19 protein-coding genes and 1 pseudogene are annotated in these 21,575 nt (G+C 40.6%); 12 read left to right on the top strand and 8 right to left on the bottom strand.

Annotated elements, in window-relative coordinates; genetic code table 11:
- The 9 genes from RMX89_RS32655 to RMX89_RS32615 all read left to right on the top strand — a co-directional run.
- The coding region (locus tag RMX89_RS32655) for a hypothetical protein (protein WP_322691874.1) at nt 1–1,373 on the top strand (1,373 nt) is incomplete at its 5' end.
- A gap of 37 nt (nt 1,374–1,410) precedes the next feature.
- The gene (locus RMX89_RS32650) at nt 1,411–1,974 is read left to right on the top strand and encodes a hypothetical protein (protein ID WP_322691873.1); all 564 of its coding nucleotides are present in this window, start codon (nt 1,411–1,413) and stop codon (nt 1,972–1,974) included.
- A gap of 116 nt (nt 1,975–2,090) precedes the next feature.
- Complete coding sequence (locus RMX89_RS32645; RefSeq protein WP_322691872.1) at nt 2,091–3,824, top strand: VgrG-related protein; 1,734 nt, start codon at nt 2,091–2,093, stop codon at nt 3,822–3,824.
- A 42-nt stretch (nt 3,825–3,866) separates the two neighbouring features.
- Entirely contained in the window at nt 3,867–4,364 is a 498-nt protein-coding gene (locus RMX89_RS32640; RefSeq protein ID WP_322691871.1) for a PAAR domain-containing protein, read from the top strand.
- A gap of 73 nt (nt 4,365–4,437) precedes the next feature.
- Nucleotides 4,438–4,758 (top strand): hypothetical protein, encoded by a 321-nt coding sequence (locus RMX89_RS32635; RefSeq protein ID WP_322677840.1) that lies wholly within the window; start codon nt 4,438–4,440, stop codon nt 4,756–4,758.
- A gap of 229 nt (nt 4,759–4,987) precedes the next feature.
- Nucleotides 4,988–5,401, top strand: coding sequence for a GPW/gp25 family protein (locus RMX89_RS32630; RefSeq protein WP_322691875.1), 414 nt, complete (start codon nt 4,988–4,990; stop codon nt 5,399–5,401).
- Nucleotides 5,398–7,593: a putative baseplate assembly protein gene (locus RMX89_RS32625; protein ID WP_322691870.1), complete on the top strand. Its 2,196-nt coding sequence runs from the start codon at nt 5,398–5,400 to the stop codon at nt 7,591–7,593. The genes RMX89_RS32630 and RMX89_RS32625 overlap by 4 nt, the downstream gene beginning before the upstream one ends.
- A 138-nt stretch (nt 7,594–7,731) precedes the next feature.
- Nucleotides 7,732–8,763, top strand: a complete 1,032-nt coding sequence (locus RMX89_RS32620) for a phage tail protein (RefSeq protein ID WP_322691869.1) — start codon at nt 7,732–7,734, stop codon at nt 8,761–8,763.
- Nucleotides 8,764–8,840: 77 nt separating this feature from the next.
- Nucleotides 8,841–10,040, top strand: coding sequence for a DUF4159 domain-containing protein (locus RMX89_RS32615; RefSeq protein WP_322691868.1), 1,200 nt, complete (start codon nt 8,841–8,843; stop codon nt 10,038–10,040).
- Nucleotides 10,041–10,070: 30 nt separating this feature from the next.
- On the opposite strand, the gene RMX89_RS32610 is transcribed toward RMX89_RS32615, so the two are convergent.
- The 5 genes from RMX89_RS32610 to serA form a co-directional block, all read right to left on the bottom strand.
- A complete protein-coding gene (locus RMX89_RS32610; RefSeq protein WP_322691867.1) occupies nt 10,071–10,514 on the bottom strand; it encodes a type II toxin-antitoxin system VapC family toxin in 444 nt (147 codons plus the stop codon).
- Nucleotides 10,514–10,783: a hypothetical protein gene (locus RMX89_RS32605; RefSeq protein ID WP_322664900.1), complete on the bottom strand. Its 270-nt coding sequence runs from the start codon at nt 10,781–10,783 to the stop codon at nt 10,514–10,516. The genes RMX89_RS32610 and RMX89_RS32605 overlap by 1 nt, the downstream gene beginning before the upstream one ends.
- Before the next feature lie 178 nt (nt 10,784–10,961).
- On the bottom strand, nt 10,962–12,239 hold the full coding sequence (locus RMX89_RS32600; RefSeq protein WP_322691866.1) for a hypothetical protein: 1,278 nt from the start codon (nt 12,237–12,239) through the stop codon (nt 10,962–10,964).
- Nucleotides 12,240–12,368: 129 nt separating this feature from the next.
- A complete protein-coding gene (prmA, locus tag RMX89_RS32595; RefSeq protein ID WP_322691865.1) occupies nt 12,369–13,289 on the bottom strand; it encodes a 50S ribosomal protein L11 methyltransferase in 921 nt (306 codons plus the stop codon).
- A 149-nt stretch (nt 13,290–13,438) separates the two neighbouring features.
- Nucleotides 13,439–15,019 (bottom strand): phosphoglycerate dehydrogenase, encoded by a 1,581-nt coding sequence (gene serA, locus RMX89_RS32590; RefSeq protein WP_322691864.1) that lies wholly within the window; start codon nt 15,017–15,019, stop codon nt 13,439–13,441.
- Between the two features lie 888 nt (nt 15,020–15,907).
- On the opposite strand from serA, the gene RMX89_RS32585 reads away from it, so the two are divergent.
- On the top strand, nt 15,908–16,648 hold the full coding sequence (locus RMX89_RS32585; RefSeq protein ID WP_322691863.1) for a Uma2 family endonuclease: 741 nt from the start codon (nt 15,908–15,910) through the stop codon (nt 16,646–16,648).
- Between the two features lie 38 nt (nt 16,649–16,686).
- Here the strand turns inward: RMX89_RS32585 and RMX89_RS32580 are convergent, their stop codons facing one another.
- From RMX89_RS32580 to RMX89_RS32570, 3 genes are all read right to left on the bottom strand, one after another.
- On the bottom strand, nt 16,687–16,815 hold the full coding sequence (locus tag RMX89_RS32580; RefSeq protein ID WP_322691862.1) for a hypothetical protein: 129 nt from the start codon (nt 16,813–16,815) through the stop codon (nt 16,687–16,689).
- A gap of 201 nt (nt 16,816–17,016) precedes the next feature.
- The gene (locus RMX89_RS32575; protein ID WP_322691861.1) at nt 17,017–17,871 is read right to left on the bottom strand and encodes a bifunctional class I SAM-dependent methyltransferase/HIT family protein; all 855 of its coding nucleotides are present in this window, start codon (nt 17,869–17,871) and stop codon (nt 17,017–17,019) included.
- 98 nt (nt 17,872–17,969) lie between these two features.
- On the bottom strand, nt 17,970–18,722 hold the full coding sequence (locus tag RMX89_RS32570; RefSeq protein WP_322691860.1) for a Uma2 family endonuclease: 753 nt from the start codon (nt 18,720–18,722) through the stop codon (nt 17,970–17,972).
- 215 nt (nt 18,723–18,937) lie between these two features.
- Here RMX89_RS32570 and RMX89_RS32565 point away from each other — a divergent pair, with 215 nt between their 5' ends.
- A complete protein-coding gene (locus RMX89_RS32565; protein WP_322691859.1) occupies nt 18,938–21,130 on the top strand; it encodes an NACHT domain-containing protein in 2,193 nt (730 codons plus the stop codon).
- A 32-nt stretch (nt 21,131–21,162) separates the two neighbouring features.
- Nucleotides 21,163–21,575: pseudogene (locus RMX89_RS32560) on the top strand (hypothetical protein); the annotation flags it as partial.

Below are 21,575 nucleotides of genomic sequence, written 5' to 3'. Positions count from 1 at the left end.
CCACCACATCAACTGAGATTTCTGAAACGCCAGTAGTTAGCGCCATATCGCCTGAGATTGGTGAAACTGCGATCGCGCCACTTTCCGCTACATCGCCAGAGATTGGAGAAACACCAATAATTAGCGCCATATCGCCTGAGATTGGTGAAACTGCGATCGCACCAATTACCACCACATCAACTGAGATTTCTGAAACGCCAGTAGTTAGCGCCACATCGCCTGAGATTGGTGAAACTGCGATCGCACCAATTACCACCACATCGCCAGAGATTGGTGAAACTGCGAGTATTTTCAGGGAAATTATTGACAATGAACAAATAGTAGAATCAGAATTTACCTCTGCGGTAACAAATGAAGAAAATCCTGAAATATTAACCTTTGTTGATACCTCAGATAATCCCATCTCCCCACAAAATGAGGTAAACACACTACCTCAAGTTGAGCAAAATGCGATCGCAGAAAATTTGCCAGCACCTAAAGGTTATGCTACTGGTGGCCACGTAACAGATTCCCGCGTTGAAAATCGCCAGCAAATAGCAGCCTCGGATACAGTACCTGCAATGCTTACGCCTGGGGAGTTTGTGATTAATACTAGAGATGCACAGAAACATTTACCTTTACTACATCACATCAACACGGGTGGAACACCCCAAGATATTATTCTTCCAAGTTTACAGACACCCAATTCCACAGAACCAGAAGAAACAATTTCTTCAGAGACTCCGACTAAAGTCGATTCTTTTCCAGACACTTCATTACAGCTAAAAAGCGCTGAGACTGATTCACCTGAGATATCCAATTCTTTAATTCCTTCTTCCTTGGGGTTGAATATTAATAAACAGAAACTTTCTATTCTCAATTCTCCAGAGATTCATACCCTTCACAATCAAACAATTGATGTAGGTGAATCCTCACCTCAATACTCGTCGCCTCCCCTGATTTTCCGAAAAGCAAATTCTCCCACTAAGACATCTTCTCAATGGTCAAATACACCTTCTCAATGGTCGAGTGTGGAAGATTTACTAAATGGAAATGATGATGAATTCACTAGTTTTAATTTTAATGATGGAGAATTTAATAGCCAAAATTATGAACTTTCTCATGTTTCAGAATCACCACAAGTTTTTGCTAAACATCTTCCTTCAGCTAGAGGCTTTGCTGATGGTGGAGAAGTTACTCCACCCGACATATCTAGAGAAATAGCACCAGTAACTGAGACGATAGAGAGCGCATCCTCCATTTTTCAAGAAGATGATAAAGATGATACCGCCGATATTGAAGCTCTAGCTCGTGAAGTTTATAGCAGATTACGACAACTAATAGAAATTGAGCGAGAACGTCATGGTGGTTCCTCTGGTAGATTACCTTGGTAAATTCGTATTCAATAATTAATTTTAGGAGAATACTCAAATGGCAAGTCCAGCAATTATTGTTATTCAAAAACGTCAACCGCAACTTGAGAAAGCTAAACTTGTAGCTTATAACGGTGAAGCGCCAGATATTGAATTAATGTTTAATCCTACAGATATTAGTTTCTCTCGGACTGTTAAGTGGGAAAGTAAGGATGGTAATAGAGGAACTACTCTACTTCCGAAAGTAAACTTTTCTGGCGTTGAACCTTACAAATTCACGCTCAAACAGTTACTTTATGATACTTATGAAACAAAAGAGTCGGTGATGACAAAATATATAGATAAAATTAAGAAAGGAGTAGAAACTATCAGTAAAGCAACTGATAAACGACCACCTGTTTATATATTTACATGGGGAAACGAGTATTTTTATTGTGTAATCACGAGTTTAACCTACACTTTAAATATGTTTTTGAGTGATGGTACACCAGTAAGGGCACTGGTAGATATAGCCTTGCAAGAAGTAGATAAGAATAACCTTCCTGGAGGCCGTCAATCTGCTTCTACAGGCAATGCTCGTGCGGGAGATCCAAAAGGACAAACACTGAGTAAGACAAAATAAGTAATACCAATTTGAAAAAAGAATGCGACAAATAGACCATTTGTAGAGACGCGATGAATCGCGTCTTCAGCCAAAGAGGTGTTACTGAACATTCCATAAGTTATAAATTAATAATTATGCCTGCAAAAAAAAGCCTTTATTTAAGCGAACCTAAAATACAAATAGATGGAAAACAAGCTTCTCCTGAATTAATGAAGGATTTGTTGCAAATCACAATCGAAGAAAGCCTTCATTTACCAGCAATGTTTACGCTAGTAATCCATAACAGCTATATTCCCGCATCTGACCGACCAGAAAATAAGGCTTGGCGACATGAGCCTTTATTTAAAATTGGGAAAAAAGTGAAATTGGGTTTTACTTCTAGTACGACTCTAGATAATAACTTCCAAGAGGAGGTAGGAGAATTCCTCATTGAAGGCGAAATTACAGCGATGGAAGTTAACTTCAATGAAAAATCTGAAGCTGATATCATTGTTCGCGGTTATGATATTTCTCATCGCCTGCACAGAGGTCGTTATAATCGTTCTTTTTTAAATAAAACTGATAGCGATATAGTTAAGCAAATAGTTAAAGAAGTAGGCATAAAGCTTGGCAATATAGAAGCAACTGGTGAAGTTCATAAGTATGTATTTCAAGAAAATCAAACCAATATGGAGTTTTTGCGAGAAAGGGCTGCTCGCATTGGTTTTGAATTATTTATTACAGAGGAAAAACTCAATTTTTGCAAACCAAAAACTCAGGGTTCTTTATCATTAAAATGGCTAGTTGATATTAATAAATTTAGTACCCGCGTTACCAGTGCTGAACAGATAAGTTCTGTAGAAGTACGCGCCTGGGACTATACCCAGAAAAAATTGATTAGTGGAACAGCCAAGAAAGAAAAGCAAATAACCGAGACAGGTAATCGGCTAGGAAGTAGTACTAGTAATGCATTTTCTAATCTTAAGTCTCCCAAAATGATTGTTGTAGATAAACCTGTTGCCAGTAAAAAACAAGCAGACACGATGGCTCAGGCTTTGTGTGATGAACTAGGGGGAGAATTTGTTTATGCAGATGCCAAAGCAGAAGGGAATCCTGAGATTCGACCGGGACGGGTTATTAATCTTCAGGGTATGGGCGATCGCTATAGTGGTAAGTATTATGTTACAGAAGCCCGCCATTTCTTTAGTCAGCGCGTTTATGAAACTTATTTCAGCGTGCGGGGACTACGTTCTGGTAGCTTATTCACAACTCTATCTCCAGAAAAACGTCTCCAGCCATCTGAGACTTTATTAGTGGGGATTGTCACTGATAACAAAGACCCAGAGGCATGGGGTAGAGTGAAGGTTAAGTTTCCCACGCTCACAGAAGAACATACAAGTGACTGGGCGAGAGTTGTAGCTGTGGGAGCAGGCAAAAATAGAGGTTTTGACTGTTTACCAGAGGTAAACGATGAAGTTTTAGTAGGTTTTGAGCATGGCGATATCCACCGTCCCTACGTTATTGGCGGAGTATGGAATGGCAAGGATGCACCACCAGAAAAGGTAAGGGATTCAGTTACAAGTGGTGTAAGATTACGCACCATTAAAACTCGTGTAGGTCATACTCTACAGTTTATTGAAGAAGATAAAGGAACGAGCAAAAAAGGTATTCGCGTAGAAACTGAATACGGTCACAAAATATATCTTAATGACAGTCAAAGGTGCATAGAGATTGAAACCAAAGGCGGTCATAGAATCAAAATGGACGATATGGCTAAATCTGTTTCAGTGAAATCAACAGGTAATATGTCATTAGATGCTGCCGGAAATATCGATATTTCAGCCAACGGTACGATTACAGTTAAAGGTGCGTTGATTCGACTTAATTAATTCGTAATTCGTAATTCGTAATTAACACAATAGGAGGTTGTCGTGGGTAGACCAGCAGCAAGAATTACTGACAATGTGGCGCATCCTTTACCCCCAGTTTTAACAGGAGGGCCGGGTAGTCGGAATGTGTTGATTGGGTCTTTACCTGCGTGGCGGGGCGTACTTGCAGCAGCAGTACCAGGTTTGCAGTCCGCCAAAACCGCTTCTGATACAGCTATCCAAGTGGCTGAGGCTGCTACCCTTGCGGCGGCTGGTACACCAGGAGCACCTGCTGCCTTAGCTGCGGAACAAACTACAAAGGCAACATCAGCAGCTACTATGGGTAGTGCGATCGCTGCTGCTGCTGCTGGTGCTGATATTCATAATTGCGCCACACCCTTGCCCGTCCCTCCTCACGGCCCTGGAGTTGTGATTGACGGTAGTCAGACAGTGCTGATTAACAATCTGCCTGCCTGTCGGATGGGCGACACTGTTTTAGAAGCATTAGGGCCGCCGAATAAAATTATCAAAGGTAATCCCACTGTTTTGATTGGCGGCTGATTGGAGAAATAGGCACTAAATCAGCCGCAATTCGTGATTATTTACCTGAAAGAGGTTTGACTAGAGCAGAAAAATGATAAGTAAATTATTTCGGGGGATCGTTGAATTACTGATAGCAATAGTAGGTTTACAAATTTTTTTCTTAGAAATAGAGGTTATCCAGATATGGTTACAGCCTCCTTGGTTTGGTTTTTTACGAACTCCTCAGCTAGTAAAGGTTATGACTCTTCTACCGATTGCTAGTGCAGTTGAGGTTGCTTTGATATGGCTATTAGTACTTCTTAATGCTATCTCTCTCCATCGTGGTCTAATTGCTACTTTAATCTTGTTTATCTTGGTTGGAATTACTTTTTTAATAATATATTCTAATACGATTCAGTTACAGTTTAAATAAAGGTCTTTGTACTCAAGACTAGAAATTAACTGTAGTGCATCTCAATAATTTCTCACTCTTGTCTTAAACCTCGTTCCCAGTTTCAGAGAATTTTGAATACTTCAGCTACGCTCAGTACAAGTTTTGAATTTTGAATTACCGGGAGGGTTCGACCTTTGGCGAATAGGCTTAAACCTTCTGTGCCGATATCTTTGAAGATATCCATGTAACAGCTGTCTAAGTGCCAGATATGGTTTATGGTCGCGATCGAGCCTATTTGGGAACAGGTTGGGCTTATCCACTGCATTTAAACGTGCAAGGTGGGATACAACTTAGCCGTGAAGATCAAAAAGTTAAAGAATCTATTTGGATTATCCTCCGCACAGGTGTAGGTGAGCGGGTTTATCGACCTACCTTTGGTTCGCGCTTGTCGGAACTAGCGTTTGCACCTTTAAATAGCGATACCCTACTGCGAATCCGTCTTTATGTTTTGGAAGCTTTAGAAGTTTGGGAACCACGCATTACTATCGATGAAGTTGTTACCGATCCTGACCCTGTGCGTGGCAGAGTGGACATCATCATCAATTATCGACTTAAAGATAGTCCCGATATTTATAGTTTTGTTTATCCATATTATTTGGTTTCGGCTGGGGAGGAATCGTGAACTTTGATTTTTTACCGAAATTACCTTCTTCCAACTTAGACGATCGCGCCTTTGATGATTTGGTGGAAGAATGTATTATGCGTATTCCTCGCTACTGTCCAGAATGGACTGACCACAACCTCAGCGACCCAGGAATTACGCTCATTGAGTTATTTGCTTGGTTAACTGACCAAATGTTGCTCAGATTTAACCAAGTACCTCGAAAAAATTATGTTGCTTTTTTAGAATTACTAGGTATTCGTCTCCAGCCTCCCGCCCCAGCCCGCACGGAATTAACTTTTTATTTAAGCACTGCACTCCCTGAAGCCTACACGATTCCCGCAGGATTAGAAGCTTCAACTATCCGCACTGAAACCACAGAAGCAATTACCTTCAGCACAGATTCTCCTCTAATTATCGGCAAACCCCGCATCCAACATTTCTTAACTGCCCAAACTACCGAAGATATTCCCCAATCTCTGCGCGAAAGAGTCACAACTTCCTGGACTCGTCAATCTAACGGTTACTGGACAGGTAACGAACAACCGATATTTGAAGAGGAACCCCAGCCTGGTAACTGCTTTTATTTAGCAATTAATTCTGACGATCCTTTAGACGCTAATGTTTTAGAAATTATTTTCCAAGGAGCTGCGGCTACTCCTGCGGGAATTAACCCCAATCAACCACCCCGGAGATGGGAAGCTTGGGATGGGGAAAATTGGCAATCAGTTTTATTGCAAGAATCAGATGATAAAACTCGCGGTTTCAGTTTTTATGAAATCGCCCAAGAAGGTGAAAACCCCTCTCAAGGTGCAGAGGTACGTCTGCATTTACCTCAAATTTGGCCTGTGGCTAATTTTACCTCTTATCGAGGTCGCTGGTTGCGCTGTAGCTTTGTAAGCACAGAAGCGAATGAAACTGGTTACAATCGTCCGCCACGAATCATTGGTTTAGCAGTGCGTTCAATTGGCGGTACTGTTAGGGCTAGCCATAGTACGCTGATTCAAGATGAGCGATTGGGAATTAGTGATGGTACACCCGGTCAAAGTTTCCAGTTACAAACAGCACCAATTTTAGAACGCCGAGAAGATGAGTATATTTTAGTTACTCCGGCTGGTGGTTTGCCGCAAAAGTGGACTGAAGTGAGAGATTTTGCTGATTCTGGGCCGCATAACTTTCATTACACCATCGATTCCATCACTGGTACAATCCAGTTTGGGCCGCTGATTCGGGAACCTAGCCAACTTAAACAGCATACCCAGGTACGCTCAAGAATTCAGCAACCATCACTAGATGACACATCTGTACAAGTTCTCGAAAATAACCAGTCGGAACACCAATATGGGGCAATTCCTCCCCGTGGTGCAGAGATTAGGATGGTTAGTTATCGTACAGGCGGCGGTAGAGAAGGCAATGTTCAAACTGGGGCAATTCAGTTTTTGAAGTCTGCGTATCCTTATGTTGCTAGTGTGGTCAATCGCGTACCAGCAATCAATGGAGCAGATGCCGAATCGCTGGAACAAGCTGTAATGAAGGCTCCCCGCATCCTCCGCACACGCGATCGCGCCGTCACTGCTGAAGATTTTGAAGTTTTAACTCAACAGGCGGGTGCTGGTGCGATCGCTCGCGTCCGGTGTTTGCCAGCAAATTCTCGCAGACAAGCTGGTATAGTTAGTTTACTGGTAGTTCCTTATGCAAACACAGATGCGATCGCCCAAGGCAATGGGATGACACCAGAACAATTTGCTCTCAGTAATGCCTTGCAAGAGCAAATTTTGAGTTATTTAGATGAAAGACGGTTGTTAGGAGTACAAGTAGAGTTACAAGAGCCGAATTACGTAGGTGTTTCTGTACAGACAGAAGTTGCTTTAGAGCCAGCATACAACAACCCTTTTGCCAGCGAAGAAATTCGTCGGAATTTGAGGCGATCGTTGTATAAATATTTAAATCCCTTAACTGGAGGAATTGACGGCAAAGGTTGGCCCTTTGGGCGACCAGTTTATACATCAGATATTGTCGCATTACTGCAACAAACCCCAGGCGTGCGTCATTTAGGCCCCGTCTTGCTATTTCCCATCCGCAAGCAAGGAGAAAATTGGCGACGACAACCATCACCAGAACAATTGATCGATCCGGGATCGGAAGGTTTAATCTGTTCTTGGGCTGATACAAATCTGCGTTCCAATCACGACATCCAAATCATTAATCGTTGATTTGTCATTTGTCATTTGTCATTTGTCATTTGTCATTTGTCATTTGTCATTGATCGGGAATTATTTTCTCCCCTGCTCCCCTGCCTCCCCTGCCCCCAATCCCCAATCCCCAATCCCCAATCCCCAATCCCCAATCCTATGGTTCAAAGTCGCTCTAGTCCAGCTGTAAGCATTCAATTAACGCCAATGCAAATTCCTGAAGCTTTACCTGTGGCAGGTTTAGCATTTGCAAATGCCGAAAATATTGATGTAACTGGACGTAGTTTGCTTTTGCATCCTGGACATCCAAGTGAGATGATTGTGCAAGTACAAAACTTAGAACAACGTCCTTTGCGGGTAAGCTTAAGCGTTGAGGGAAACTTCCCATCCCAGTGGTGTCAGATTGGTACAGAAGGCAGTGAGATACCGCCTCGTGGACAAATGGATGCTGTTCTCTACTTCTCAATTCCCGACACATTTTTTGAAGACCAAGAAGCGATTTCTCGTGGAAAAAAAGACAAACTAACACTCAATTTTCGTAGCCTAATTACTCTACACATAGACTCAGGCACAGACAACGAACAAATCGAGAGAAGCGAGTATTTCGATTTATACATCCGTCCCTACACTGCCTACATGGAATTCTTGCCAATTTTGTATCGGGAAGTGGACTTTATTGGTCGCTTCATGAAAATATTTGAGCAAGCTTTTCAACCAATAGTTGATAGTTACAACGTCATGTGGGCAAACCTCGACCCTTTGACAGCACCGCAAGCATTATTGCCCTTTATGGCTCATTGGGTTGCTTGGCAAGTAGATTCTGTTTGGGATCTCCAGCAACAACGGCGTTTAATTCGCCGAGCCGTAGAACTTTATCGCTGGCGAGGAACTCGTAAAGGATTGCGTCTTTACTTGCATCTTTATACTGGTTTACCGCTAGACGAACATTTACCGAATGAAGCTAATAAACATATTAGTATTACAGAACCTTTTGGGCCAAGTTTTATTATCGGAGATGCACAACTAGGAAATGCAGTTTTAGCCGGTGGACAACCATATCATTTTATAGTGCGTTTGCGTTCAAATATTTCTAGTGGCATCATCAACGAGCAACTTATTGAAAGAATCATAGAACAAGAAAAACCTGCTTTTTGCACATACGAATTATCTATCGAAAATCCCTCTAATTAAATAATTCGTAATTCGTAATTCGTAGTTAAGTAAAATTAAACAGACTTTTAATCCAAAATCTAAAATCTAAAATTACTATGTCCCATCCTTTCCCACCTCCACCAATTAAATCCTTAGAACGCCTGCAAGCCGCAGATGGCTTACTAATTAATGCGGAACGCTGGCGCACAGCCCATGAATATCACCGGAATAGGCAAAATGCTCAATATCAAAGTTTAAATCAACCAGGAATTGTCTGCGGTTTAGGTGTGCGAGATGTGGCTGCTCCAAGCCAAGTAGAAGCTAGATATCGAGATGGACGTTGGGTACAAATTCAACCTGGGATTGCAATTGACTTAGCAGGTAATCTAATTGTTGTACCGACTTCTTATGATTTTCCCATCGATTTAGAAGTAGTAAGTTCTGAACCGCTCATGATTTACTTAGTAGTTAGCTATGTAGATCCTGATGAATTGCAGCGCAGACAGCAAAGAGATGTTGTTCAAGAAACTTATCGAATTGACCAAATAAATTCTACACCAGCTAGTTCAGAAATAGAAATATGTCGAATACTTCTACAACCAGGACATACTGACATTACCCAACCTGTGGATGCTTTTTTCCCTGGATATAATAATATTGATTTGCGTTATCGCCGTCAGGCACAAATGCGTCCTCAAGCACTTGTCTGTATGGCGCAGGCGACTCATAGCGATCCTGAATGTGCGCGTAATTTTTTCAGCCTTTCGTACTTGTTACAAGCAGTAGAACCCCTATACCCAAGTTTGCGCGGGGCTGATGAACCAGGTCAGGTTTCTTTAGCAGAAAATATCCAAGGCTATGACATACTTTATCTCACAGGTGGACAGGCTATCTCTTTAAATAGCCTCGAATTTGAATCCCTCAGAAATTACTTAAATTTAGGTGGTGTACTTTTTGTTGATGCACCAACAAATGCAAATCCTCTAATTGAGAGTACTCAAGCTTTGGCACAACAGTTAGAGAGTCCTTTAAGACCTTTAGAAGAATTGCAACGGAGTCATCCTTTAAGGACAAAACCTTTCTTATTTGCCGCCTTGCCAATGGTTAATCAACAGCAGATTAAACTGTTAATCGGTGGAGGAATTATTTTAGCAATTGGAGATTTAGCAACTGCTTGGGGATTGGATAGAGATTTGAGTTTACCCAGATTAACTATTCGTACAGCTCAGGAATTAGGGATTAATATTCTTCACTATGCTTGGAAGCGGCGACAGTTAATTGGGTTGCAACAAGAAGATAATTCCGGGCAGTGGTGAAAGCCAAGTTAGTAAGCTAGATATTGCTGTTCAAACCCAAGACTCTAAAGCGAAAGGGCGAATCTGGTGAATACGTTGGAAATCATTGTCCGTTGAGACTACTGTGAGGTTGTAGTAAATTTCAGTAGCTGCTATCCAAAGGTCGTTATCCCCAAAGCCCAAAGTCTGTATGTTGAATTTTCGTCGCTCGGTTTTCTCTTTAGGGCCAAATGCGTTGACAAGTGTACCTTTGAGATCGCCGTAAATGTCTGAGATTGGTAGATTAATGGGGTAAAGGTCGATAGTGTTTAGAAAAGTCTTAATCCGTTCGAGGTTGGCGGCTTTTTGTTCAGATTTGGCTGCCATATAAAGTAGTTCTCCACAGACAATGACACTGGTGCCAACGCCCGTTTCGCTATGGGCTTGTAGCTGTTGGATGAGATTGGGTTCACCGAAGATGATGCGACTACAGTGATTAGTGTCAAGCAGATACATCAGAATTCAGCCTGCGAGCGGGTGTCATAAACAGACTGGAGACATTTTTCAAAGTCCTCACCTTGCCAGGTACCAGCAAATTTCAGCAAATCTTTAGCTTTGGAGCCACGCAGTATTGGTTCGCCATCTTGGATAATGGCACTTGCTGGTTTAACACCAGAGCGATTTTTTCTGGTTTTGAGATATTCGAGATAGTCGAGAGTTTCCTCTAGAATCGATTCTGGAGCGGTTTCGATCGCAGCAATGAGTTGTTCCTTAATAGTAGTCATGGGGGGACTGAAAGATTGATTATGGATATTTTAATTCTGCATTATTTCCCACCATTATTTCTGAAACCAAAGATAGCGATACCTGCGGTGGTAACAAAGTTTGCGTTGCTCTGAGATTTGTCGTACCCCTAGTGCCAAAATTTTTGAGCAATTTCCACACTACAATATCAAGTTGGAATTATTGAGTTTGGTTGTTTGCGATCGCACTATTATTTTTGTCGTGTTCCAGTTCTCTCATTAGAGAATCCAAACCACTAGTATTGTTTCCACTTTGGGCAAATAAAGACCGAATTTTATTAATTATCGTACTCATACTATTGGAGAAAAACCTACCGAGATTATTAACAAAGTTTTTCAGTTTCTCAAAAACCGTAACCTCTACAGTAGAATACTTATTGACAATTGGATATACAATTTTTCCTTTTTCTGTTTGATAGTATTCTTGTTCAGGCATCAACATTGATGTCAGTGGTTGTACCTGTTTTGCCATATCAGCTTCGGTTCGTTTATTGCTGAGGAATAAAACATCATAAATTTTTCCATTCCAGCTAGCCCAATAATGGTTTTGGAAAAACCATCGTTTACCGTCATCACAATTGGGCTTTTTACCTTGATATGGTGTAGCTCCAGCTTCACTCAAAAAAGGTTTGGCGATACTTTCAATTGTAATTTTTTCAATGCCAAAATACTCTTCTGCAACTTTTTTAAAAGCACGGGCTAATGTCTGACAATCTCCTTCTGGAGAGCCTTTTAATAGAGTTTCTGGACTCTTACTCACCATTGTGTATTGAAATTGGATATTTACAAAGTTTTTGAAAAGTTGTTCCAGTATTTTATCTTGTGGTAATGTGTCATCTATACCATTTACTAGTGTTTTGGCTAGCGAATATTCTTGTAAAAATTTTTGTTTTTTATCTGCTGAGTTATTTGCTGCTAATATTTCTTCAGACTTTGCTTGTTCGTTCTTATTAGCTGGTATCGTCTGCTGTGCGTCCTGGTTTTGCAGAGGAGATCGATTAATTTGGTTGACTACAGAAGTAGCAACACTTTCCGCCTCTTGCTCATATCGATCTCCTGATTGACCAATAGTCAGTTTTGGCTGTATTTCTCCTATTGACAGACTATCAGCACGTTTTATAGCCATTTTGCTCAGGTTATGACCAAACTGCGAAGAGTGTTCCTTGCCTTGCTGCAAAGACTCATTCATCTTTGTTTGCAAGACAGTGAGTCGCTCTTGTCCCTCTGGCGTGATAGTGCCATGCTTGGCTTGTATTTGGAGTTTCGTTGCCTCAAACTGATATTGTTGAAATTTCTGATTTTCTACCTTTGCCTGTACTATAGGCTTGTTGGAGCCAAGTTGAGAGCGAGTAGTGAATAAATACGATTGCAACTGACTTTGCTCTGACGAATAAGCGGATGAGTCAGCTTTTTTGTGGATTTGTAGCCGTTCTTTCATCGCTAGTTTCAAAAGTCAATAGTGGTTAATCTATATATTATGTCACTTACTTAAAGCTCCCCGGCTTATTTAAGAAGTTGGGCATCTAATTGTTTACGAATAATTTAGATGGCGATAATTTCTACCGAATTAAGAACGCCGTACATTTAAGCAACACCATTCTTTGCGTTTCCACAGGGTAGCGACAACCCAGCCATTTTCTTCTAAAGCGTCAGCAACAGCTTTAGATTGTTCTAGTAAAATACCACTGAAGATCGCCCAAGTTTCAGGTTTAGCGATCGCACTCATTTCTGGAATCAATTCAATAATCACATGAGCCAAAATATTGCAGACAATACCATCCACTGGGCTTTCAATTAGTTTTGTCAAAATGTCTACACTTCCCTGTGCAGGTAGTAAACGTTCTGGGCTAATATCGTTCAGCGCACCATTACTGATGGTTGATTGCACCGCCAAAGGGTCAGTATCCACTGCATAGACTTTCTCAGCACCCAATAACAGCGCCCCAATGGAAAGGATACCAGAACCACAGCCAATATCCGCAATTACCAAATGTTCATGTTTGCCACTATTACCCACAAAGGACTGCGGAACTCCACTTAGCCGCATTTCCAGGGATTCCAAACATAGCTGAGTGGTCGCATGGTTTCCTGTACCAAATGCTACACCAGGATCGAGGCGAATTACTAACCGTTCGGTTGTTTCTGGTAATGGTAGCCAAGCGGGGTTAATTAAAAAGCGATCGCCTATTTCCTGGGGATGCCAATATTGTTTCCAGCTAGTCGCCCAATCTTCCTCATCAATTAACTGCCATTGCAGTGAAGGAGATGAAAGCCCTACACAGAGGGCATCTTGACGCAGCCATAGCGACAGTGCTGCTAAATCTAGCAGTTGCGTTTGAATTGTCGATAAGTAAGCCCTGACTAAAGATGAATTTCCTTTGTTTTCACTAGCTGTACCACGACAGCCAAAATCTTCCAGTCGCCAAAAGATTGAATCTTCTAGGTCTGGCTCACATAAAATCTGTAGTTCCCACCAGGTGTTTGCCATTTTTTAGTGCTGAGTGCTGAGTGCTTAGTGCTGAGTTATAAGTTTGAGAGTTAGGAGTTAGGAGTTAGGAGTTCTCCTGTTTAACTGCTCACTCCTCACTATTGACTCCTAACTTTTTCACTCAGCACTCGTTACTCAGCACTCAGCACTCATAGTGTTACTGTATACGCGTCCCGGATACCAGGGACTTTTATAATCTCATTCAAAATTCCCTCTGGTAAAGGGTCATCTATACTCAGAGCCATGACGGCATCACCACGGACGATTTTACGACCTACTTGCATACTGGCAATATTTACATTAAAACTGCCGAGTAGGGAACCAAGTTTGCCGATAATCCCTGGCATATCGCGGTGCAGGGTAAACAACATATATTTGCTGGGTGGGACGTTAATCGGGAAACCGTCAACGTCGGTGAGGTGGATTTCCCGCTCACCCAACAAAGCACCTGTGACAGAATGAGTACCTAAAGTACCCGTGGCTTCTAGATGCAATGTGCCGGCATAGTCCCGAATCGAAGCATCACGGGTTTCAATCACCCGAATTCCCCGTTCTTTGGCTTCTATGTTGGCATTTACGTAATTTACTCGTTCCCGCAAAGCTTGGTAAAGTAGTCCTTTGAGGGCAGCGACGATCAAAGGCTGACTTTTGTTGGTTGCGAGTTCCCCTTGCAGTCGAATATTGAGTACTTCCACCCGTCCGCCAGCTAGCTGTCCCACTAGATTACCTAGAGTTTCTGCTAGTTGCATATAGGGTTTGAGTTCTTCCAACACATCGGGGCCGAGTCCAGGAATGTTGACGGCTGAACGTGCTGGTAGTCCTAAAAGTACATCCCGAATTTGTTCGGCAACATCAATAGCCACATTCACTTGAGCTTCTGCCGTAGACGCTCCCAAGTGGGGGGTGAGGATAACTTCTTTGCCTAGCGATCGCAATTCCGATTCACCCAGTGGTTCTGACTCGAACACATCCAAGGCTGCACCACCGATTTTACTCGCTTTCAGAGCTGCTGCTAAAGCTACCTCATCAATGATCCCACCACGAGCGCAGTTGATAATCCGAGCTGTGGGTTTCATTTTTGCCAGAGTTGTGGCATTGATTAAGTGGGTAGTTTCTGGGGTTTTCGGGATGTGGAGGGTGATATAGTCTGCTTGCTGGAAGAGTAAATCTAACTCAACTAACTGACAGCCAAGTTGTTCGGCTCGTTCTGTAGAAATAAAAGGGTCATAAGCTAGGAGTTTCATCCCCATTGTCTTAGCTACAGCCGCAACATGGGAGCCAATTTTTCCCAAACCGACAACGCCGAGAGTTTTTTTGTAGACTTCCGCACCGACAAAGCTATTGCGATCCCACGCACCACGTTTCACCGAAGCGTTAGCATCGGGGATGTGGCGAGACAAAGCCAAAATCATCGCTAGCGCGTGTTCGGCGGCGGCAATTGTGTTTCCCTCTGGAGAATTGACTACCACAATTCCTCGGCGTGTGGCAGCAGGAACATCCACATTATCCACACCCACACCAGCACGCCCGATGATTTTTAGCTGGGTGCCGGCATCAATGATTTCTTGAGTGACACGCGTACCAGAGCGAATCATCAGCGCGTCATACTCACCAATAATTGCGATCAGTTCCGCTGGTTTTAGACCTAGTTTGACATCAACAGTTGCAACTTGCGAAAGAATGTCAATTCCAGCTTGGTCAATCGAATCAGAGACAAGAACCTTAGACATGATTACTTCATTTAAAGCTACAGGTTTTGCTGCACAAGACTTTTTAGTTTAGTCTTTATCCGTCGCAATTCAGCAAAAATTATTAGTTTGAATATCAACTTAACCTTTACTTACACTACGTGCTGATAGTATCAAAGCGTGAATTGCTCCTGATGGGCACTGCCTTCTAAGTTTTGGAACATAAGTTAGCTGTTTGCACCACCCTGTCGCTAAATATAAAGCATGAATAGCACTAAGCACCGATATATTTATTAATAGTTAAGAGTTACCAAAATTTTCTCGGCTGAAGCAACATCCTTGGTGGGGTATAAACGCTTGTATGCTTGACTGGGAAGCAACTTTAGCTAAAGCAATGCTATACACAACCAGGAAACGAGCTAGTAACTAATATATCTGTCGAATCTCGTCTGTTTCTCAATACCACAAGTGGTATCCCTTAGTCAAAGCAAAACATTGGATCGTCAAGATAATCGGATTATAACAGTTAGAATTTAAGCATCAAATAAATTTTATTGCTCATGATTCCGGCAGATTTAAGATTGTTTAGTAGTTAAAAACTATCAATTAGTGTCAGTCGAGTACTTAATATACAGTAGTCAACTAGTAATTTGTCAAGCTAATTTCGAGAGTTTGTAGTAAGCACTTTAGTGCTTAAAAAACTAGAGCTAAAGTTCTGACTACGAACTCGTTTATGTCTCGTGATTAATGAGACAGACTACTAACGTCCAGATATTGCTATGTCAATGGCTTAGTTTTTAGGCAGTCGGCGCGCTCCGCACGTCATTGCTTATGTCAGTTGCGTAAGTCCTGTACTAATGACATTGCAAGGGGAGAAATCGCTATAATTCTGTTGAGCCAAATATCCTTTGAGTTTTGGGAAAACCAGCCATGTTAGAGTACAGCTTGCCAAGGTACTTGCCCTCAGCCGAGGAACTACCAGACTCTGATGAAACGCCTGTGGATAATGAACTGCAAGAATTGATACCAGGCTTGTTAAAGGTGATCTTGTTGATGCTTTGGTCAGAGCGCATGGACTGGTTATTTGCGATAGATATGGGTATTTATTATCACCCTGATAAACCGCCAATTGTGCCAGATGGGTTTTTGAGCTTAGGAGTAGAGCGGTTTTATGATGAGGAACTGCGTCCTAGTTATGTGCTGTGGGATGAAAACGTTGTACCGATTTTCATCCTAGAAGTAGTTTCCCAAAATTATCGCAAGGAATACACTACTAAATTGGATGAATATGAGGCTTTAGGTGTACTTTATTACGTGATTTATTCCTCTCGCCGCCGCCGCAAACCGCATCTGGAAGTACATAAGTTAGTTAATGGTAAGTATGAATTGCAAGAGGGAAACCCCGTTTGGCTACCAGAAATTGGACTGGGAATTGGGTGCGAAAGGGGAAATTATTGCGGCGTAACGCGGGAATGGATGTATTGGTATGATGAGCAAGGACAACGGTATCTCACGCCCGCAGAACAAGTAAAACAAGAAACACTACGCGCTCAACAAGAAGCGCAACGCGCCCAACAAGAAGCGCAACGCGCTGATGTTGCAGAACAACGGGTTCAACAGTTGGCAAAACAATTAAGAGCGCTGGGAATAGATCCAGATAATCTGGCCTAACTGAAATATTTTGCAATATTTTCAACAAAACCTAATTTTTAGGTTTTAATAATTTCTGCTGCTTCCATTGCTGCAACTGTAGCGTATCCTGCGATCGCTAGCATCATCGAAATGAAAGGCTTGCTAGCCAAAGAAATTGAGCGACGCTGCCATAGCTGTAAACGCAACAGTAGTTGAGATGATTACAGTAATGCTTAGAATAACAAAGTAGAGGTTGTACTGAAAAAGCATGTGACAAAGGATTTAAGAGATGATCTCAACCTTATGGGACAAGTTTGAGGAAGTCATGATGTTTCAGGAATTTTTATAATCACTTGAAAGTGGTTAAATTACAGCAGAATTTGAAATCCTGCATAATTACAGAAAAACTATTGCTTTTTAGGAATAACGTTCCTGATTCCACTTTTAGCAAAGACAGTATCACCTTTGTAGCGAGGGATGATATGAATACCGACGTGCATAATATTTTGACCAGCAGCACGATTGATATTCATTCCTACATTAAAACCATCAGGTTCAAATTCTGCTTTGATAATTTCTTGGACTTTGTTCGCCATAAACCAGCAAGCATATTGCTCTGTTAATGGAAGTTCAAAATAATTGCTAACATGACGTTTGGGAATAACTAAAACATGACCTTGACTTATTGGATAGCCATCAAAAATAGCATAAACTGTTGCTGATTCAGTTAATAATTTTAGATTTTTATGGGGATTACAAAATATGCAATAATTAGATGAATTTCGCTGATGATTATAATGAACATATTCATATAGCTCCCGATGCTCATCTAAGCAAATTGAAGTAAAGGGAAGTTTTACAAGACATTGATAGGTAGGCTTTTTGTGGACATAATGTTCTCTAAAACCTTCTCTTTTGATATCCCTTCTCACAGCATAATAAGCTTTCCCTCCTGGTTTTAATAAGTGTGATACTTCCATAAGAACATTAGTTTGTTCTTCAGTGAATAAAACATTTAAAACATAGAAACAAATTATTGTATCAAATTTAGTATCAGGATATTCGGGAAAATAATAAGGGTCATAGCCTGTAATATCACAACCTTTTTGGCGCAATATTTTAACATCATTACCAAAGCCACAACCAAAGTCTAGTATTTTGCCTTGGAGAAGATTTTGATTTAATAAAAACTGTGCCGGAAATGATAGATAACTTCTTTCGATCGCAGTAAGATGGCTGAATTGATTTTTTTGCTGTTTCATAGAATTTTGGTGCTGATGTCCCAAAATTATTATTCCCAGCATTTGTTGATGTTATGCGATGTCTACGATGGGCTATGACGCTCGCAGACTCGCTACCGCTACGCTATCGGCGTCGCATCAGGGTCAATACCTAGCTCACGTAACTTAGCAGCTAATATATCAGCACGTTGGCGTTCTTGTTCAGCACGTTGGCGTTCCTGTTGGGCTTGTTCGCTGCTCCACAACAGCAAATTTCCTTCTCTATCCCACCAGCGTAGCCAATTCATGGTTTGGCATAATCTTTCACCTTGCCAAATTCCGAGAAATAACTCTAACTCAGGAATCCAGTAACGTCCATTAGCGTCTGCTTGCTGCAAGGTATATTGTCCATTTTGTAAGCATCGTAGTTCTATACTTGGTTCGTAAGGGTCGTAGGTTACGTAGGTTGGAACTTGGAGAATCTTTTCATAATAATAGAGTTTACCGTAGGGTGGAGTTGAGCGGACTGATAATTCTCCACCTTCTGTATCTGAGAGAAATTCCATCACTACAGCTACAGCAGCACCTTCTAAATTCGGGGTATAGCTGCGACGAACTACATTTGTTCCCACAGACTGCACTTGAGGGACATAAAACCAGTCTGGGGCTTTGACAACGATTTTTTTGTAGACTGTGGCTACAAGTCCAAAATTAGAGCCAATCAGCATTTGAGGCTGGATGCGTCCTGTGCTTCCCAAAGCATCGGTAAGCGCAGCAGCGATCGCAGGTTGTTGAATATTTTCCACTGGGTCGTCTGGTAAAATGAAGTCGGCTGGAAGTGCTTCCCAAGTAACAATTGGTTCTTTTTGGATGGGGTTAACTTGTAGAACCATAAAATTACTCCTAATATCCATGCACAGTATATAGTTATTTTTAACAAATCTTCAGGTAGCATCGCTTTTAAGCTTAAAGGTAAAGAGAATGTTTGTGTTAGCTATAGTTTTCAGTGATCGCTGACCTTAAAAAAACATAAAAATTAATCCAAAATATTCTTAGCAATATATTATACTTCTGAAATATTTTGTTAAACTTAGCTAAAAAAATTTAAATGCTAGAGTTTTTAATCGCTTGGGGTGTTACTAACGTCGCAGGTTTTATTTTTAAACCAATTCTAGAAAAACTTGCGAGTTTAGCTATAGATGCTTTAGAAGATTACGTTAAATATTTTTTTAGTGTTTGTATTAAAGACAAAGTTGATCTAGCTAAAGAAATTTCTTTGAAAAATGCTTTTGGTAAAGCTCTGAAAGAATTTTTAGGATTGGTACAGCAAGAACTAGAAGATAATGAAATTGAAGGAGATGAAATCAAGATTTATCAAGCTTCATTAGATAATTTTGTTCTTAATGCAGAGGTTCTTAAACAACTGGGTAAACCTTTCCAAAAAGTATTAGGGGTTACTACATCAGAAATTGATAATCAAACTATTGATACTGGAATATTAATACAGGCTTGGAATAATCTTAATTTAAAAACTTTACCAGTAGATTTTAATTGGCAGCAGCTTATCAAACGATATGTTAAAAAAATCGATTATATCTTACAAGATTCTGACGAATTAAGGAAACTACTAGATTCACAAAATTTGTCAAGAATACGAGAAAGTTTAGAACAACTTACTCCCCTTTTACCAGATTTTGATTTCCGTCGTTATAAATTGGGGTTGTTTACTGCTTATAGCAAACTCAAGCTGGAGAGTTTGGACACTAGCGGATGTAATTACAGCCTCGATTTATGGAATATATTTGTACCGCAAAATGTCTGTGAGCAGTTAGCAACACCAGCAACTAATGTTTCGGTTTTAGATATACTTAATGACCCACAAAATTACAAGTATACAGTTATATTAGGAAATCCGGGTTCTGGTAAATCTACTCTAGCTCAATATAGGGCATTGGAATGGGCAAGAATTACAATCAATTATTTAGACTTACAAGAATTACCTTTATTGATTGAATTACGCAACTATATTGAAAATCGGAATAATTCGCAATGCCACAATTTTTTGGAGTATTTCGAGAGAGCAAGTGGTGTACTTGGCGGAACTCTTAATCAAAGAGAATTAGAACAATGGCTGAGAACTCAGCAAACAATAGTGATATTTGATGGCTTGGATGAGGTACTCGATCCAGGAGAAAGGGAAAATGTAGTTATTGATATTATTAACTTTATTACAACCTATGACAAAGCACGAGTTTTAGTTACATCTAGGGTAGTTGGTTACGAACAGCAGCGTCATTTATTTAGAGATGCAAATTTTCGTCACTTTATGTTGCAAGATTTAGAACAGGAGCAAATTGAGGGATTTATTACTCAAGGGCATACATTAGCTTTTGCAGATCAACATGAAGGAAATACAAAACGCGATCGCTTATTAAAGTGTATCGAAAATTCTCGCACATTTAGAGAATTAGCGGGTAATCCTCTGCTGCTGACAATGATGGCAATTTTGAATCGACATGAGGAATTACCAAGGGATAGAGCAACTCTTTATGAACATGCATCAGAGGTGTTATTGCACAAGTGGGATGCAGAGAGAAAATATCTACCAGACCAGACACGATTAGAATATTACGACAAAAAAGAAATGTTGCGTAAAATTGCTTACAAAATGCAATCAGATGCAAATTTTATCGGCAATAGTTTAGTTATCAGTAAAAAGGCTTTAGAAACAATTCTGACTGAATATTTAAAAGCTAAAGAAATTAATGAACCCTATTTGCAGGCTAAGTCATTACGCGAACAGCTAACAAATCGTAGTTTTATATTGTGTTTTCTCGGAGGAGATACTTATGGCTTTGTGCATCGAAGTTTTTTAGAATATTTTTGTGCTTCGCATTTTATTTGCGAATATGAACATGAACGTACTATATCTTTGGATGAACTGAAACAAAGAGTTTTTATTCAACGATGGACAGATGCAGCTTGGCGTGAGGTGGTCATTTTAATTACTGGCAAAATTCATCAAAAGTTTGCTGCGGAACTTATAGATTGTCTAGCAGAACAAAATGGACAAGAACATGGTTTTGAGAATTTATTGCTTGCAGCAGAATGTCTGCAAAATCTGAGAACTCGTTCTTTGATTAGAGAAACAGACAAAAGACTGCTTGACAAAATTAAAAATTTGGTTGAAACTCAACCAGAGGTTACAGATGAAGTGCGTAAAAGGGCTGTTGGGGTTATTAAAGATACTTGGAAAGATGACTTAGAAACATTACTGTGGCTTGAAGCCTTAGCTCAGTAAAATAGAGTTAGAGATATGGAGTTAGGCTATTAATGCTAGACTGGCTAGTTGTTTGGGGAGTCAAAAATGCATTCGGGTTTGTCTTTAAGACTCTCCTAGAGAAACTGGCGCGAGAAGATTTAAAAAAATACACCCAAAACTTTTTCGCTCAAATTCTGCGAAATTTTCCTTCTGATATAGGAATTCGACACAAAGAAAGGTTAGAAATTGTTTTTGGTCAAGCTTTGAAAGAATTTTTGTTGCAGGTTCAGCAGCAATTAGAAGATGCAGAATTGTCTGAAGCAGAACTCAAGCAGTATATTGACTCGTTACAGCAGTTCATTCATCAAGAAGCTGCACTATTGGAATTAGGAAAGCCCTTTTTACCAGATGCGATACCTGATGCTGATACTTTAGACATGTCCTTAAAACAAAAGTTATGGAAAAATGATACAGAAATAAAAAT

The organism is Nostoc sp. DedSLP04, from assembly GCF_034530775.1.
Taxonomy (GTDB): Bacteria; Cyanobacteriota; Cyanobacteriia; order Cyanobacteriales; family Nostocaceae; genus Nostoc.
The sequence above is the reverse complement of the archived record's forward strand: the minus strand, read 5'-3'. Positions and strand labels throughout refer to the sequence as shown.

What these genes read in the sequence shown, in the direction of transcription:
- RMX89_RS32635 (WP_322677840.1), top strand. Translation starts at nt 4,438, where the DNA reads ATGATAAGTAAATTATTTCGGGGGATCGTTGAATTACTGATAGCAATA.
- RMX89_RS32575 (WP_322691861.1), bottom strand. Translation starts at nt 17,871, where the DNA reads ATGAAACAGCAAAAAAATCAATTCAGCCATCTTACTGCGATCGAAAGA.
- RMX89_RS32570 (WP_322691860.1), bottom strand. Translation starts at nt 18,722, where the DNA reads ATGGTTCTACAAGTTAACCCCATCCAAAAAGAACCAATTGTTACTTGG.
- RMX89_RS32615 (WP_322691868.1), top strand. Translation starts at nt 8,841, where the DNA reads ATGTCCCATCCTTTCCCACCTCCACCAATTAAATCCTTAGAACGCCTG.
- RMX89_RS32645 (WP_322691872.1), top strand. Translation starts at nt 2,091, where the DNA reads ATGCCTGCAAAAAAAAGCCTTTATTTAAGCGAACCTAAAATACAAATA.
- RMX89_RS32650 (WP_322691873.1), top strand. Translation starts at nt 1,411, where the DNA reads ATGGCAAGTCCAGCAATTATTGTTATTCAAAAACGTCAACCGCAACTT.
- RMX89_RS32620 (WP_322691869.1), top strand. Translation starts at nt 7,732, where the DNA reads ATGGTTCAAAGTCGCTCTAGTCCAGCTGTAAGCATTCAATTAACGCCA.
- RMX89_RS32605 (WP_322664900.1), bottom strand. Translation starts at nt 10,783, where the DNA reads ATGACTACTATTAAGGAACAACTCATTGCTGCGATCGAAACCGCTCCA.
- RMX89_RS32600 (WP_322691866.1), bottom strand. Translation starts at nt 12,239, where the DNA reads ATGAAAGAACGGCTACAAATCCACAAAAAAGCTGACTCATCCGCTTAT.
- RMX89_RS32610 (WP_322691867.1), bottom strand. Translation starts at nt 10,514, where the DNA reads ATGTATCTGCTTGACACTAATCACTGTAGTCGCATCATCTTCGGTGAA.
- prmA (WP_322691865.1), bottom strand. Translation starts at nt 13,289, where the DNA reads ATGGCAAACACCTGGTGGGAACTACAGATTTTATGTGAGCCAGACCTA.
- RMX89_RS32565 (WP_322691859.1), top strand. Translation starts at nt 18,938, where the DNA reads ATGCTAGAGTTTTTAATCGCTTGGGGTGTTACTAACGTCGCAGGTTTT.
- RMX89_RS32630 (WP_322691875.1), top strand. Translation starts at nt 4,988, where the DNA reads ATGGTTTATGGTCGCGATCGAGCCTATTTGGGAACAGGTTGGGCTTAT.
- RMX89_RS32585 (WP_322691863.1), top strand. Translation starts at nt 15,908, where the DNA reads ATGTTAGAGTACAGCTTGCCAAGGTACTTGCCCTCAGCCGAGGAACTA.
- serA (WP_322691864.1), bottom strand. Translation starts at nt 15,019, where the DNA reads ATGTCTAAGGTTCTTGTCTCTGATTCGATTGACCAAGCTGGAATTGAC.